The sequence below is a fragment of the Pedobacter sp. MC2016-15 genome (assembly GCF_026239695.1).
Lineage (GTDB): Bacteria > Bacteroidota > Bacteroidia > Sphingobacteriales > Sphingobacteriaceae > Pedobacter.
Genome location: NZ_JAPIVS010000004.1, coordinates 200,914 through 216,111 on the forward strand (window position 1 = coordinate 200,914; position 15,198 = coordinate 216,111).

19 protein-coding genes are annotated in these 15,198 nt (G+C 42.6%); 13 read left to right on the forward strand and 6 right to left on the reverse strand.

The annotated features are described in order from the left end of the window. The first annotated feature begins 85 nt into the window (after positions 1–85). The 3 genes from OQY15_RS13515 to OQY15_RS13525 all read left to right on the forward strand — a co-directional run bounded on the left by OQY15_RS13515 (position 86) and on the right by OQY15_RS13525 (position 3,916). The gene (locus tag OQY15_RS13515; RefSeq protein WP_265792300.1) at positions 86–2,230 is read left to right on the forward strand and encodes a S9 family peptidase; all 2,145 of its coding nucleotides are present in this window, start codon (positions 86–88) and stop codon (positions 2,228–2,230) included. Next, on the forward strand, positions 2,227–3,432 hold the full coding sequence (locus tag OQY15_RS13520; RefSeq protein WP_265792301.1) for an MFS transporter: 1,206 nt from the start codon (positions 2,227–2,229) through the stop codon (positions 3,430–3,432). Before OQY15_RS13515 ends, OQY15_RS13520 begins: the two co-directional genes overlap by 4 nt. 67 nt (positions 3,433–3,499) lie before the next feature. Beyond that, positions 3,500–3,916 (forward strand): OsmC family protein, encoded by a 417-nt coding sequence (locus OQY15_RS13525; protein ID WP_265792303.1) that lies wholly within the window; start codon positions 3,500–3,502, stop codon positions 3,914–3,916. Positions 3,917–3,975: 59 nt separating this feature from the next. On the opposite strand, the gene OQY15_RS13530 is transcribed toward OQY15_RS13525, so the two are convergent. Further along, positions 3,976–4,101 carry a hypothetical protein gene (locus OQY15_RS13530; protein WP_265792304.1) on the reverse strand — a complete coding sequence of 42 codons (126 nt, stop codon included), beginning with the start codon at positions 4,099–4,101 and terminating at the stop codon, positions 3,976–3,978. A gap of 125 nt (positions 4,102–4,226) precedes the next feature. On the opposite strand from OQY15_RS13530, the gene OQY15_RS13535 reads away from it, so the two are divergent. After that, positions 4,227–4,643: a hypothetical protein gene (locus tag OQY15_RS13535; protein ID WP_265792305.1), complete on the forward strand. Its 417-nt coding sequence runs from the start codon at positions 4,227–4,229 to the stop codon at positions 4,641–4,643. Positions 4,644–4,740: 97 nt separating this feature from the next. Here the strand turns inward: OQY15_RS13535 and OQY15_RS13540 are convergent, their stop codons facing one another. Together OQY15_RS13540 and OQY15_RS13545 are read right to left on the reverse strand one after the other, a co-directional pair. Next, positions 4,741–5,067 carry a DUF3276 family protein gene (locus tag OQY15_RS13540; RefSeq protein ID WP_265792306.1) on the reverse strand — a complete coding sequence of 109 codons (327 nt, stop codon included), beginning with the start codon at positions 5,065–5,067 and terminating at the stop codon, positions 4,741–4,743. Between the two features lie 68 nt (positions 5,068–5,135). Next, positions 5,136–6,926, reverse strand: coding sequence for an ABC transporter ATP-binding protein (locus tag OQY15_RS13545; RefSeq protein WP_265792307.1), 1,791 nt, complete (start codon positions 6,924–6,926; stop codon positions 5,136–5,138). A 112-nt stretch (positions 6,927–7,038) separates the two neighbouring features. On the opposite strand from OQY15_RS13545, the gene OQY15_RS13550 reads away from it, so the two are divergent. From OQY15_RS13550 to OQY15_RS13590, 9 genes are all read left to right on the forward strand, one after another. Further along, a complete protein-coding gene (locus OQY15_RS13550; RefSeq protein WP_265792308.1) occupies positions 7,039–8,127 on the forward strand; it encodes a Glu/Leu/Phe/Val dehydrogenase in 1,089 nt (362 codons plus the stop codon). A 90-nt stretch (positions 8,128–8,217) separates the two neighbouring features. Continuing rightward, positions 8,218–9,111 (forward strand): transcription antitermination factor NusB, encoded by an 894-nt coding sequence (gene nusB, locus OQY15_RS13555; RefSeq protein ID WP_265792309.1) that lies wholly within the window; start codon positions 8,218–8,220, stop codon positions 9,109–9,111. Between the two features lies 1 nt (position 9,112). Further along, entirely contained in the window at positions 9,113–9,559 is a 447-nt protein-coding gene (locus OQY15_RS13560; RefSeq protein ID WP_265792310.1) for a DUF1573 domain-containing protein, read from the forward strand. A 25-nt stretch (positions 9,560–9,584) separates the two neighbouring features. Beyond that, positions 9,585–9,905, forward strand: coding sequence for a preprotein translocase subunit YajC (yajC, locus tag OQY15_RS13565; protein ID WP_265792311.1), 321 nt, complete (start codon positions 9,585–9,587; stop codon positions 9,903–9,905). A gap of 77 nt (positions 9,906–9,982) precedes the next feature. Then, a complete protein-coding gene (locus tag OQY15_RS13570) occupies positions 9,983–10,933 on the forward strand; it encodes a CdaR family protein (RefSeq protein WP_265792312.1) in 951 nt (316 codons plus the stop codon). Then, the gene (gene coaE / locus OQY15_RS13575) at positions 10,930–11,526 is read left to right on the forward strand and encodes a dephospho-CoA kinase (RefSeq protein ID WP_265792313.1); all 597 of its coding nucleotides are present in this window, start codon (positions 10,930–10,932) and stop codon (positions 11,524–11,526) included. The genes OQY15_RS13570 and coaE overlap by 4 nt, the downstream gene beginning before the upstream one ends. After that, positions 11,527–12,468 carry an exonuclease gene (locus tag OQY15_RS13580; protein ID WP_265792314.1) on the forward strand — a complete coding sequence of 314 codons (942 nt, stop codon included), beginning with the start codon at positions 11,527–11,529 and terminating at the stop codon, positions 12,466–12,468. It begins immediately after the preceding gene. Further along, complete coding sequence (locus OQY15_RS22420) at positions 12,468–12,629, forward strand: DUF5522 domain-containing protein (RefSeq protein WP_265792315.1); 162 nt, start codon at positions 12,468–12,470, stop codon at positions 12,627–12,629. The genes OQY15_RS13580 and OQY15_RS22420 overlap by 1 nt, the downstream gene beginning before the upstream one ends. A 22-nt stretch (positions 12,630–12,651) precedes the next feature. Beyond that, complete coding sequence (locus tag OQY15_RS13590) at positions 12,652–13,101, forward strand: MarR family transcriptional regulator (protein WP_265792316.1); 450 nt, start codon at positions 12,652–12,654, stop codon at positions 13,099–13,101. A gap of 10 nt (positions 13,102–13,111) precedes the next feature. On the opposite strand, the gene OQY15_RS13595 is transcribed toward OQY15_RS13590, so the two are convergent. The 3 genes from OQY15_RS13595 to OQY15_RS13605 are packed head-to-tail and all read right to left on the reverse strand — an operon-like array spanning position 13,112 to position 15,122. Beyond that, positions 13,112–13,831, reverse strand: coding sequence for a ZIP family metal transporter (locus OQY15_RS13595; RefSeq protein WP_265792317.1), 720 nt, complete (start codon positions 13,829–13,831; stop codon positions 13,112–13,114). Continuing rightward, positions 13,831–14,394, reverse strand: a complete 564-nt coding sequence (locus OQY15_RS13600; protein WP_265792318.1) for a phosphatase PAP2 family protein — start codon at positions 14,392–14,394, stop codon at positions 13,831–13,833. Before OQY15_RS13600 ends, OQY15_RS13595 begins: the two co-directional genes overlap by 1 nt. Further along, positions 14,391–15,122, reverse strand: coding sequence for a class I SAM-dependent methyltransferase (locus tag OQY15_RS13605; RefSeq protein ID WP_265792319.1), 732 nt, complete (start codon positions 15,120–15,122; stop codon positions 14,391–14,393). Before OQY15_RS13605 ends, OQY15_RS13600 begins: the two co-directional genes overlap by 4 nt. Positions 15,123–15,198: the final 76 nt, after the last annotated feature.

Here is a 15,198-nt window from a genome sequence, read left to right on the forward strand (position 1 = left end):
CTTTAAAATTAAGTTTCTTGTTTTTTCGAATTGATCATGTAAGTTTCAGGTAATGTTTCTAAATTTAGGCATTAACCTCTTTGATATGAAACTACTCTACTTTCTCTTTTTATTCCTGTTTTCTTTCAACTCCCTGGCCCAGCAAAAGGGCAGGATTCTGGTAAGTGATCTTTATCAGATTAAAACTGCTTCAAATATCAAATTCTCTCCGGATGGGAAATGGTATATCTATAGTGTTCAGTCAATTGTGCCAAACGATGACCAGAAGTCTGAATATGATTATCAGTATCAGTGGTTTCTGGCCCCGGCAGATTTAAGTGCTGCTCCGCGTGCCATTACCAATAACAAAGAGAACACTGCCGTAGCCTGCTGGTCTGCCGATGGCAAACAACTGTTTTTTACAAGAACAGTGAAAGGGAAATCCCAGTTGTTCAGCCTGCCGCTGAATGGTGGGGAAGCAAAACAATTAACCGATTTCCGTTATGCAACGGCAAGTCCGGTTGTAAGTCCCGATGGAAAAATCCTGATTTTTTCTGCTTCAGTCAGTACAGAAGAACTGCTGAAAGACTCAGTGCTGAATGCTGCTAAAAACGCTCCCTTGTGGAACGCAGAGAAACCAGGGCTAAATGCTGAGGCCATCTATCATAACCAGGCCAAAGGAAATGCCGATGGCTCTCTTGCAGAAATCAGAACCTATTTACAGCAAAATGAGAAGGATAAAAAAGCGAAGGTGTTCAACAGGCTCAATTTTCAGGGAGAAGCGGCTACTAATCCCGAGCTGAGATATATTCAGTTGTTTAGCTTATCATTGCTGAAAGCGGATGCGCAACCTGTAGCCCTGACAGGCGGTTTCTATAGCTATAGCCTGGCTGATATCAGTCCTGACAGTAAATACCTTGTGATCAATGCTGATCTGAACCCTGAAAAGCATCCCGACAGGTCTCAGGAATCGGCTGTCTACAAGATGCCTGTTTCGGGAGGAACGCCGGAACTGATTTTGAGCGAATCTGCATATCGCTATAATGCGGGAAATATCTCTCCCGATGGCAAATGGCTCATTTATCAAACGCAGCCTGCTGCAGGAGTAAACATCAGCAGAACATTTGTCTATAATTTTGGCAACAAGGAAACAATCAGCCTTGCAATGGACCGCAATCTGGATGCACTGACCTGGAGCACAGATAATAAATCTGTATATTTTCTGGCATCTTCCAATGGTGGCAACGTTGTTTACAAATATAACCTCTCTACAAAAAACATAGCAAGACTATCAGATTTTGATAGTGGGATTACTTCATTTGACATCAGCAAGTCGCAGCTGGTATACACCAGGCTTACTGTAGCTGATCCCTCTGAAGTATACCTGGCCGATCTGCAGAATAAAAACCCTAAAGTAATTACGCAACTGAATACCGCATGGCTGGCCACAAAACAGCTGAATTTTCCTGTTAAAAAGACATTTACAAATGAGCTGGGCATGGAGGTAGAATATTGGGTGATGAAACCGGCAGCGATGGAAGCAGGAAAAAAATATCCGGTCATGCTGGAAATCCACGGTGGCCCCTCTGCGATGTGGGGACCAGGGGAGGCAAGTATGTGGCATGAATTTCAGTACTATACCGGTATGGGATATGGGTTGGTATATAGCAATCCCCGTGGCTCGGGTGGCTATGGTGAAACGTTTTTGCGTGGCAATGTGAAAGACTGGGGGGATGGACCAACAAGGGATGTCCTTAAAGCACTGGACCTTACCATTGCCGAAGGCTGGGCGGACACCACACAGCAATTTATTACCGGAGGATCTTATGCCGGATATCTTACCGCCTGGATCGTAGGTCATACCAACAGGTTTAAGGCGGCCTGCGCGCAGCGTGGTGTGTATGAACTGAGTACATTCTTTGGTGAGGGCAATGCCTGGCGGCTGGTACCGAATTACTTTGGCGGATATCCATGGGAGAGCAATGTGGCTGATTTGCTGAAAGCGCAATCCCCGTTCACCTATGTGGATAAAATTCATACCCCGCTGATCATCTTCCATGGAGAAAATGACCTGAGGACGGGTGTTATACAATCTGAAATGATGTACAAGGCGCTGAAAGTGCTGGGACGTGACGTAGAATATGTAAGACATCCGGGGGGTACCCATGAGCTGACACGTTCAGGAAATAACAGGCAGCGTGTGGATCAGATGTTGCGAACGATGGAGTTCTTTGAGCGTTACAAAAAATGATAAACAATCTTGTTACTACCTATAAAGAGTCATTTTCTGGATTAAGCCGCGAAACCTGGATACTGAGCACAGTGATGTTCATTAACCGCTGCAGCAGTATGGCCGTGCCTTTCATGAGTCTGTACATGACACAATATCTGCACCGGCCGATGTCTGACGCCGGACTGATCATTGCGCTTTTTGGTGCGGGCTCTCTTGTAGGTGCTTCAGTTGGCGGTAAACTTACGGATGTGATCGGCTTTGGTGCTGTGCAGATTTATTCTTCGATTCTTTCAGGGGTGTTTTTTATCCTGTTCTCTACCATTACCCATTTTGAGATGCTTTGTGTCTTCACCTTGCTGATTAGTTTCTTCTCCGAAGCCTTTAAACCTGCAAACTATGCTGCAATTGCAGTGTATGCCGCTCCGGGAACGCTGACAAGGTCATATTCCCTCAACAGACTGAGCAATAATCTTGGCTTTGCCATAGGCAGTGGTATAGGGGGCATGATCGCTTCATTCAGCTACCCATTGTTATTTATTGTAGATGGAAGTGTAAGTGTACTTTCGGGTATCGCCATTTTTATTGTCCTGCCGGCGGGACGAGCTGTACTGAAAACTGCTGCTGATAAGCTACAACATGCTGCTGTAGCCAAGCCATGGAAGGATGTGCTTTTTATGAAATTCCTGCTGCTGAATGTCATGCTGACGACATGTTTTTTTCTGCTCTTCAGGGTAGTTCCTATTTTTTATAAAGAAGTATGGCACATCGATGAATTCTGGATAGGAATGATTCTGGGATCGAACGGATTGATCATTGCGCTTTTTGAAATGGTAATGATCAGCAAAATTGAGAATAAGAAATCGCCCATTCAGTATATCATTATGGGGGTGCTGATGATTGCCGCGTCTTACCTTATTTTGTTAATGCCCGGGATGATACCTGTGCTTTCGGCAGTTCTGGTGACCATGACGTTTACGATCGGAGAGATGCTGGCGCTACCCTTTATCAATACATTTGTGATGAGCCGCACGAATGACCATAACAGAGGACAGTATGCTGCGGGATATTCGATGAGCTGGTCGGTATCGCAGGTCGTTGGCCCATCTGCAGGATTTTATCTGGCAGAAATGTTTGGCTATAACTGGCTATGGATCGGGCTGATACTGCTGTTGTTGTTATGTGCCTGGGGATTTAAATTGCTGGGCCGGAATATGGACTAAATTTTGCTGTGAATTAAATTGTTTAATTAAACATTTTCAACGCTCATAAAACTAAAAAAAAGACAATATGAAACGTAATGCAACAGCCGTTTGGAATGGCACCATTAAAGAAGGTAAAGGTACGTTAACCACTGACAGTACTGTATTAAATCAGACACAATATTCATTCGCCAGCCGATTTGCTGAGGGTGTTGGTACAAATCCTGAGGAACTGATGGCAGCTGCACATGCAGGCTGTTTTACCATGAAATTAAGCCTGGATCTGACAGAAGCAGGTTTTACCCCAACTTCGCTGGAAACTAAAGCGACAATAACTTTAGATACCAATACAGGCACGATCACTACTTCAAACCTGGTGCTTAAAGCCAGCATTCCTGATATCACTGAAGAGCAATTTAAAGAAATTACAGCTGGTGCCAAAGCTAACTGTCCTGTAAGTAAAGCTTACAATCTGGATATTACTTTGGACGCTACGTTAGTGTAATTTTTATATCATGCAGAAAACAAGGGACCTCATGTTCCTTGTTTTTTTATTTCCGGGCATTACTCCTTCGGTTGATAAACGATATTCCTTACGATCAGAAAAACAACGAACAGTGCCAGCAGGATAATCATAATTTCGGCGGTCCCGACATTGACGCCGCCCATCATAAAAAGGAATATACTCATAGATTTTTTGTTAACGTGGTTAATATATCGATTTAGTCATAAAGGCCATTTTATATTTTAATCTTTAACCAAACAATACAGCCTTTCATTCCTTTTACCAGTATAGATTTCTAAAGAAGTAAATTATGGACAGATTAGTAATAGAATCGATATTAGCCGATGTTGATGAAATATATTTATCAAACGACAGTGACAAAGCGGAGCTGAATCCATCGATCATTCTTGGTTTCAAGGCAGGGAATTCGGATCAGATCATCAGTGCGTTTGAGGCCTTGAAAAGTGTAGCTCAGGATGACAATGTGGAGCTGATCATTTGCCGGACACTTGTTTCAGGTATTTACGATCTTGAAATAAAAACCGATGCGCTTGACGAGCCTGTGAGAATATTGAATAAGGTGATTTCTGCTGAACTACTTTCAGCGATAGAAAGCCAGCTTCAGAAAAGCAAGAAGATTGTATTGGGCACCAATGTGTCTGAAGAAGAAAACTGGATATTGGTAAATGCAGCGCAGGTAAAAGAATGCGCCATTAAGGAAGGGTAGCGCCAAAAGGCGTTACCATTTTACTTATTCATCAGGAAGCCTCAGTTATTATCGCATAAAAAAAGCCCCGGTGGAGCTTCTGAATGGATTTGAATGTCTAAAAAGAGTAGTCGTCACTGATGCCCTTTACCGCAGCCTCATGGTTCTCAGAATATTCGTAGCGTTTTTCTACCACATCCTGATGAGTTTTGATATAATCTACAGTTTCGTTTAAACCTTCCACAAACTTCTCAAAGTCTTCTTTATAAAGGAAGATTTTATGTTTTACAAATACACCATCCTCCAGTCTTTTCTTGCTTTCAGTGAGAGTCAGATAATAGTCGCCTGAGCGAGTAGCTTTCACGTCGAAAAAATATGTTCTCTTACCGGCCCTTACTTTTTTAGAAAAAACCTCTTCTCTCTCTTTGTTGTCAAATTCTCCCATGTTTGGTATTGCGTTGGTTTTGGTTCGGGTAAATATAAACTATTAATCAGTAAAGATCAAAATAGAAATTAAAGAGATTTATTTTCTTCTTCCAATAACTGGTTTAAAAACATTTCTTCATAGATACCATGCAGATTCAACAGTTCATCATGGGTACCCTGCTCTGCGATCCTTCCTTCATCGAGTACGATGATTTTATCTGCTTTTTTGATGGTAGAAATCCTATGCGCAATCAGGATACTTGTCTTTCCTTTCATGACATTCCCCAGGTTTGTCAGGATTTCTTCTTCCGTCCTCGTGTCTACCGCTGAAAGGCAATCGTCGAAGATCAGGATCTTAGGTTCTTTAATCAATGCGCGGGCAATCGATACCCGCTGTTTTTGTCCGCCGGAAAGGGTGATTCCGCGCTCGCCGAGCATCGTATCAAACTGCAGTTCAAAGTCCATAATGTTATGGTATACTGCTGCATTCCGGGCTGCACTTTCTATCTCGGCATCTGTCACACTATCCAGACCAAAAGCGATATTGTTACGGATATTATCTGAAAAGAGAAAAACCTCCTGTGGTACAAAGCCTACCTGGTTTCTGAAAGAATTGAGATTGATATCTGAAAGTGATTGTCCATCAATAAAGATGCTGCCCGAATCGGCATCATACATTCTCATGATCAGGTTGGCAAGTGTGGATTTTCCTGACCCTGTGCGGCCTATGACTGCCACAAACTGGCCTTCTTCAATGGTAAACGAAACATCTTTCAAGGCCTCAATACCTGTATCCTGGTAAGTGAAATTTACATTTTCAAAACTGATCTTTCCGGTGATTTCTCCTGCGGGATTTGTTCCTGAACGGATGTCAGGTTTTAATTCCAGAAACTCATTGATCCTTTTTTGTGACGCTGCGGCACGCTGGATGAGTGTGGTTACCCATCCCAGCATTGTAACAGGGAAGGTCAGCTGGTTAACGTAGACAATAAATTCTGCAATGTTCCCTGCCGTAATGGAACCATCGAGTACCTGCTCACCTCCAATGTACACAGTAAGGATGGTGCTTAATCCCACAAGCAATAGCATGGTAGGGTAAAAAAGCGCCTGCACACGCACCAGGCTCATTGCATTGGTCTTATAGCCATCACTTTCACGGGCAAAGATTTCACGGGTATAATCTTCGCGCACATAGGATTTGATGACCCTGATCCCCGAAAAGCGCTCCTGAACAAAACTGGACAGTCGTGAAAGCTGCTCCTGGATCTGCTCACTCTTATGGTTGATCTGTGTATTTACGTAGTAGATAATAATCACGAGCACCGGCAGGGGCAGCAGACAGTAAGTGGCCAGCCGGGGGTTCACCGAATACATGGAGGTAACGATAAGTACAAATAACACCAATGTGTTGATCGCATACATGATGGCCGGACCTACATACATCCGTACCCTGTTTACATCTTCGGTAGCCCTGTTCATCAGGTCTCCGGTATTGTTCCTGCGGTAAAAGCCCAGGCTCAGTTCCTGATAATGTGCGTAGATCTCATTTTTCATGTCGTACTCAATATGTCTCGACATGAGAATAAGTGTCTGCCTCATGAAAAAGAGAAAGAGGCCACGTAGCAGGTACAGTATTAAAACCAGTGTGCCGAAATAGAAAAGACTATAGCTGAAAATATCGTAGATGATCTGTTGTCTTTCAAAACCATTGAACAGGCCATAGATCTGGATGTTTTCTGTGATCAGGTTAAATGCATGTCCAATGACCTGCGCGGGGATCACTCCAAAGATGTTGGAAATGATCACAAAAAACACCCCCGGAACAATCCACCATTTATATTTATAAAAGTATTTATTGAGAAAAAGAAGGTGCTTCATGTGTGGGCAAAGTTAGCCAATTGAGGAGGATTTTTGAAAACTGTTTAGTTAAAACAATGTAATTAATCTTTTTTATCATTAGTTTTGCAGACTGTTTGATAAACGAAATCATATGTCTGCTAAGAGTTCTGTGGTAACCTCAATTTTAGATCAGCTAAGCGCCCTAGGGCATAAAAAAGTGGTCTATTGCAGTGATCCTGATACAGGTTTGAAAGCAATAATTGCCATCCACGATACCACGCTGGGGCCTGCCTTGGGCGGCACACGGATGTGGAATTATGCCACTGAAACAGAAGCACTGGAAGACGTGCTGCGCTTATCGCGGAGTATGACCTACAAGGCAGCGATTACAGGGCTGAATCTTGGTGGTGGTAAAGCGGTTATTATCGGTGATTCCAGAAAAGGTAAATCGGAGGCAATGATGCGCAGTTTCGGACGTTTTATTAAAAATCTTAACGGTGAGTTTATTACTGCTGAAGATTTGGGTACAACGACAAGAGACATGGAGTATATCGGCATGGAAACTAAGCACGTAACCGGAGTTCCTGAGTCTATCGGCGGTATGGGGGATCCATCTCCGGCGACGGCCAAAGGAATATTTCTGGGTATGAAAGCCTGCGTTAAGGAAGTGTTTGGAACAGATACTCTTGCAGGACGTTCTGTAGTAGTGCAGGGCATTGGCAATGCAGGAGAACATCTGGTAGAGTTGCTGAGGCAGGAAAACGTAGAGGTGTTTATCAGCGATATCAATGAAGAGCGTCTGCATCAGGTAGCACGCAAGTATAAAGCTAAGCCTGTTGACGCAGATAAGATCTTTGGACTGGATGTGGATATTTACGCGCCATGTGCATTGGGAGCTACGGTAAACGACAGGACAATACCGCGGATGAAGTTTGCGATCATTGCCGGTTCTGCCAATAACCAGCTTGCTGATGAGCAGGTTCATGGTCAGCTGTTGCTGGAGAAGAATATTCTTTTTGCACCGGATTACCTGATTAATGCCGGCGGACTGATCAACTGCTATTCTGAACTGACAGGTTTCGGAAAAAAACGTACCATGCAGCTGACGGAAAACATTTACGATGCTACGCGCAATGTGATCAAAATGTCTAAAGCAGATAAAATACCTACCATCCTGGCGGCTAACAGGATTGTTGAAAAACGAATAAGCGATATAAAGAAAATAAAATCATCATTTTAATAACCGGTAATTTACCAACTCGTTCTTACATTCATGTTAAATAGAAGGCACTTAAGAATCAAAGCTTTGCAAAACATTTTTGCATGGCAAATGACTGAAAAAAAAGATCTCAATTCTGCGAAGAAAGAATTGTTACTCAGTATTGATAATGTTTATGAGATGTATGTCAGAATGCTGGCATTACTTTCTGAAATTACTGAATATACTGAGATTGATGCGATCGAAAGGTCTAACAAACACTTTCCGACGGCAGAAGATCTGAATCCCAACAAGAAGTTACTCACCAACAGGTTTATCGTGCTGCTGCAGCAGAACCCCGAGTTCAAAGCGGCCGTAAACAAGTACCAGATCAACTGGCATGCCGATCCTGAATTTATCAAAACTATCTACAATAAATTAAAATCAACTCCTGAATATACTGCTTATCTGGATGATGCAGATGACAGCCTGGAAGGATCAAAAGAGATTATTAAATTTATCTTCAGGAAGATCATTCTGAAAAGCCAGAATATTATACAGGCTTTTGAAGATAAGTTTATCAACTGGTCTGTAGATAAGGAAGTGATGCAGGGAATGGTGGCGAAAACGCTGAAAAACTTTACTTCAGAGGATCCGTTCAAAAACAAGCTGACACCTATCAGTGCAGACTGGAAAGAAGATGGAAAGTTTGTGGAAGATCTTTTTGTGTACACGCTGAAAAATAACAATGACTACCAGGCGCTGATCGCTGAACGTACGAAAAACTGGGAGTCTGAAAGGATCGCCCTGATGGATACAATCCTGATGAAAATGGCGATTTGCGAGCTGATGAATTTCCCGTCTATCCCGGTAAAAGTAACGATCAACGAATACCTTGACCTATCGAAAGATTACAGTACTCCGAAAAGTAATTCGTTTATTAACGGTATCTTGGACAAAATATTGAGCGACCTGAAACGTACCAACAGTATCAAAAAAGTAGGTCGCGGATTAATTGAAGAATAATATGAAGAAACTTTTTGTACTGGCTCTGGCTGCGGCCTCTTTTGCAGCCTGCCAGCAATCAAAATCGTCAACAACAGCTGATACAGCTAATGCAGCAAAAACTGAAACTGTAGCACCTGAAAATGCAGCTGTAATCAGTTTTGAAAGTGGAATGTACAACTTTGGCAAAATCAATCAGGGGGAAAAGGTAAATCATGAGTTTAAATTTAAAAACACAGGAAAAAGCCCGCTGATTATTACCAATGCAACAGCAACATGTGGATGTACTACACCGGATGTTCCAAAGGAGCCGATTCAGCCTGGTGCATCAGGAGTGATTAAAGTTGTTTTTAACAGTACCGGTAAAATGGGGATGCAGGATAAGATTGTGACCATCACTTCAAATGCCAACCCGGCAACTACTGAAGTACACCTGATTGGTGAGGTACAGGAAATAGCTGCGAAATAATTAATTATCACACACACAAATAAATATGACACTTACAGTAATTTTACAAGCAGCCGGCGGAAACAGTATGTTGAGTACATTGGTTCCTATGGTATTGATCATGGTAGTATTCTACTTTTTCATGATCAGGCCACAAGTTAAAAAAGCAAAAGATCACAAGAAATTGGTTGCCGACCTGAAAAAAGGGGATAAGATCGTTACTACTGCGGGTATCCATGGTAGAATCGTTGATATGAACGAACTTACTTTCCTGATTGAAGTTGAAGGTGGAACTAAAATCCGTTTTGATAAGAGTGCGATTTCTCTGGATGCTACTAAAGCATCTACGGAAGTGCCTAAAGCTTAATGTATTAATTTACACGTAAAGCCGCTCCTTCCTTGGTGCGGCTTTTTTGTTTTATTAAATTTGTTTACTTTACAGCCATGCCTTTTATAAGACTTACAAAAATAGAGCGAAAGCGCGTTTTGGTATTGATCACCTGCGTTTTGCTGGCGATTGCAGGATGGCTGTTTCTGGCGTTGAACAATAAGTATGTGTATACCGCCAAAACTGTACTCGTATATAAGAATTTCCCACAGAAAAAAGCATTTCATCCCTTACAGTCGGACACGGTAGACCTGCTGGTAGAAGGTACCGGCTGGCAACTGCTCTTTGCAAGGCTCCGCGTGAGTCCTCCTTCGATCAATATCAGCCTGGATAAACTCAACAACAGAAATTACATCCTCTTTTCGGAGCAGTTATACAGCGTGAACAGTCAGCTGGAAACCTCACAGAAGATTATATCTGTACGCCCCGACACACTCTACTTCGATTTTTCTAAAAGAACTGTAAAAAAGGTACCTGTAAAGCTGGTATCCAATTTAACTTTTGCCAGGCAGTTTGGGATCTCTGATGATATCGAGCTGGGCCCGGATTATGTCACTGTATCTGGTCCGCAGGAAGAACTGGAAAAGATCAGGGAATGGAAAACGGATACGCTAAAGCTGAAGGATATCCAGCGTCCATCAGTGTCAAGGGTAGCGATGAAACCGAACCTGCAAAAGAACGTCAATATCTTTCCCTCGACGATTGAAGTGAAATTGCCTGTCGATGAGTTTACGGAGAAAACACTCGAAATACCGATCAAGGTACTCAATAATACTGAATACTATAACGTAAAGCTGTATCCCAAAAAGTTAAAGATCACGTTCCTAGTTGCGCTATCGAGCTACCAGCAGGTAAATGAAGACTTTATAGAAGCGGCAGTTGACCTCAATGAGTGGAAGGTACAAAACCACCGCCAGCTGAGCGTCAAACTCACCCGTTTTCCGGATTATTGTAAGAAGGTTAAACTCGTTCCTGAGAAGGTCGACTTCATCATCGAAAAGCAATGATAAAAGTTGGCATTACCGGCGGAATAGGGAGTGGCAAAAGTATGGTCTGCAGGATCTTTGCGAGCCTTGGTGTTCCCGTTTTTTATGCCGACACGGTATCAAAAGAAATTATGGTAACCGATGCGGTACTGATTGAGGGGGTAAAGGCGGCCTTTGGAGAAGAAAGTTATGATGCTGCCGGCAAGCTGAATAATAAACATATCGCCAGCATCGTATTCAATCATACTGAAGAACTGGCAAGACTCAACGCGCTGGTTCACCCTGCCGTATTCAGAGCCTTTGACAGCTGGCTGGGCAGTATTCCCGCTGATACTCCCTACATTCTGAAAGAAACAGCCATCCTGTTTGAAAGCGGGTCTTATAAACTATCTGATCTGAATGTGGTAGTCACTGCCCCGGTGACACACAGATTGAAATGGGTAATGGACAGAGACGGGGCTACGGAAGAGCAGGTGATGGCGAGGATGAACAAGCAGCTGACGGACCAAGAGAAGCTGAAAATGGCAGATTTCATGATCAGGAATGACGAAAGTCAGTCTCTGATTCTACAGGTCCTGGAACTGCACAATCGATTTATAAAAATTACAGAATAAATGATATTAGAAGATTTCCTGGTACCAACCAAGATTGGGTTGTTTTGCGCGTATGGTGGTTTTTACCTGGATCCAAAAGAAATAGTGAAGGATGCTGTGATTTCGCATGCTCACGGAGACCATGCGGTAGGGGGTAATATCAATGTATATTGCACCGAAGCCACCTCGCTGTTTATGAAACAGCGCTATAAGAAGTTCGCTGGTGGTGAATTCCATGTGTATAGTTTCCATCAGGGATTTGTACTGAATGAGGTCAGGATCAGTTTTGTGCCGGCAGGACATATGCTGGGATCAGCATTAGTGCTGATGGAATACCAGGGTATAAAATACCTGTACACGGGCGATTATAAATTGCAGCCTGATGATACCTGTGAACCTATAGAGTTTGTAAAGGCTGATGTACTGATTACAGAAACTACTTTCGCCGATCCTGAAACGAGTCACCCGGATGCGGTAGAAGAAATCCTTAAGCTGAACTCTACCCAAAGCAATATTATGCTGGGCGCCTACGCGCTGGGTAAAAGCCAGCGACTGATCCGCCTGATCAGTGATCATTGTCCGGAAAAGAGGATACTTGTACACCATAGTATACTACCCTTTGTCAAAATTTATGAGTCGCTGGGCATAGATATGGGAAAATATGAAGTATATGACCGCAAGGTGATGAAGGCGAATTTAACGGGAATGATTTACCTGGTGCCACCCCTGGTATATCGTAGTTATATCAAGGCAGTGAATGTAATACGGGTATTTGCTACAGGTTGGAAACATTTACAAAACAATAATGAATTACAATTGTATATATCTGACCATGTTGACTGGAAAGATATTATTTTAACCATTGAACAGGTGAGTCCATCCCAGGTTTGGACAACTCATGGTAGCGGTAAACAATTGAAAGAACATTTTCAAAACATTTTGGATGTTAAATTGCTTAACTGATGAAAAAAAGTGACGACTACTATTTCAATGAGGCTGGATTGATGGTGTTTACTGAGGCATATCACCTTAAGAGGGGATTTTGCTGTAAAAACAAATGCTTAAATTGTCCCTGGAAATATGGTAAGGTCATAAAAAAAGAAAGTCAGAAGAAAAGTAGTTAGTAACCTTTAGATAACTTGTGTAATGTTGAAAGAAACCAAAGCTCCCCGTTATGAAAGCGCATATCATGAGGCAATTGTGAACGTATCCTACACACATAACTGGTGTAACGATAAAGTTAAACAGGCTGTGTCGCCATACGATATTACCTCTCAGCAGTTTAATGTATTAAGGATTCTCCGGGGTCAGTTCCCAAACCCGTCGACGATCAATCTCGTAAAATCGAGGATGCTCGACAAGATGTGTGATGCCTCGAGGATTGTTGACCGTCTGGTGCATAAAGATCTGGTGATTAAAAATGTAAGCAACTATGATAAAAGGGCAGTAGACATCCTGATCAACGACAAAGGGTTGAAACTGCTAAAGAAAATAGACAGTGAAGTAAGCTTATCAGAGATTTTGTCGCCGAATATTTCGGAAGCTGAAGCTGAACAGTTGATTGCGCTGCTGATTAAAGCGAGGGGGAAGTTTTAATTCCCCTGGCTTAATGTCTTCCTAAATAAAACCCTGTTAAGGCAATGCTGATCCCCAGCAGCACGGCGATCATTTTTCTTTTGGAAACTTTATGGTCTACACTGGATTCAAACAATATCGTAGTGGATATATGCAGGAAGATACCAATGACTATACCCATCATCTTATGGAAATAAGTTTCTATCCCACCAATACTTCCATTGCTGATGCCATAGCTGAAAAGAAATCCCAGCGGAGCCATGAGTGCAAAGATGAGCAGATAGAAGGCTACGCCCCTGAAGGTATATTTGTTCTGCAGCAGAATGCTCGATAGGGCAAAGGCTGCAGGAATATGGTGCAATGAAATCCCGAAGATCAGTGCATTGTGCTGATCTGCGGCCAGGGGCATCCCTTCGAGGAAAGCATGAAGACATAAGCTGATCATAATGCCATAGGGGAAAGTATGACCTTCGCCGTGTTTGTGGATATGACCATGTTCCACCCCTTCAGAAAATTGTTCCAGGAAAATCTGGAGCAGAAATCCAATCAGGATATAAATACCAATCTCCGCATGATCCGGTCCGCTGTAAGCTTCCGGAATCAGGTGTAATACTGTTATCGCAAACAAATAGGCTCCACTGAAGGAAAGGATAAGCTTGAGCAGCTGGGATTTATCGCTTTTCACCAAAAAGATCGACAGCCCTCCGAAAAAAGCACAAAAGAAGAGCATAAGGAGTTTCCAGATTTCCATTATATTCCCGGTTGTAGTTTTTTATAAAATTGAGATACGATGAGACCTACTATAGTTCCCAGTGCTGCTCCGGCGAGGGTATCCAGCGGAAAGTGTACACCGACATAAATCTGGGCAAAGGAGATGAGGAAGGCCCAGGCCAGTCCCAAAGGAAGAATGGGTTTCCAGCGGGGATAAAATACCATGATCAGGAAGATAGCAATTCCGAAATGATTGGTCGCATGGGCCGAAGGAAAACTATAACCACTGCCACAGGGAACCCTGTGAATGATCTCGCTGGCCAGGTTGAAGTCGTTGCAGGGCCGCAGGCGTGCTACGAAGGGCTTGATGAGCCTTGAGGATGTTAAATCACCCAGGGCAAAGGTGAGCAGGACGCCGCCGATGATATACCAGCCTCTCTTTTTATATTCTTTGAAACAAAAGATAATGATAAACAGATACAGAGGCGACCAGAAATAACGGTTCCTTACCAAAGGCATCAGCCAGTCGAAAAAGCCATTGGATAGACCCCTGTGGATTTTTAGAAAAAGGGCTATATCAAAATTATATAGGCTTTCTATCATACTTTTTTACAAATGAGAATTAAACGTTCAGATTTAATCACATCATAGGGATCGAGGTTATAACTGCCAAAGGTTGCCGTAATCGACAAACCGCTTTTCTCGCACATACGCTGAAAATCTTCGAGTGTAAAAGCCTGTACTCTCTCCTCAAAGGCAAAGTGCTTGCTTTTATGCTCAAAGTTGATATGTTTGATGATCTTACCCTCAGAAACAAACTTGTGGATATCAAATTCTATCCCCTCTATCGTTTTAGTTTCGCGCTGTGTCAGGTTCTTCAGGATCTTCTGGGTGTTAAAATAATCCAGCACCAGTGTGCCATCATCCTTGATACTTTTTCTGAAAGATTTCAGGGCGTTGACGTGCTCTTTCTCAGTTTCAAAATAACCGAAACTGGTGAAGAGGTTCATGGCAATATCATAGTAGTTGATGTATCCCAGTTTACGCATATCATGCACAAAAAAATGCAGGTGCTTCTGTTCAAACTGTCTCGCATATTTGATACTCTGTTCAGAAAGATCTATTCCAGTAACATCAAATCCCTTTTTATTTAAATAGACAGCATGGCGTCCGCGGCCACAGGCGATATCGAGAATCCTGGAATGCAGGGCTGGTTTGAGGTATGCAGTTAAATTATCTATGAGAAATTCGGCTTCTTCGTCGTTCCGCTGACTATATAAAATATGATAGTAGGGAGAGTTAAACCAGTACTGAAACCATTTACGCTGCATAGGGTGTTTTTATAGAGGGCAAATATAGCAAACAGGGCAGATATTAGGATCAATTCGCTTTAATTGGTATTCATTC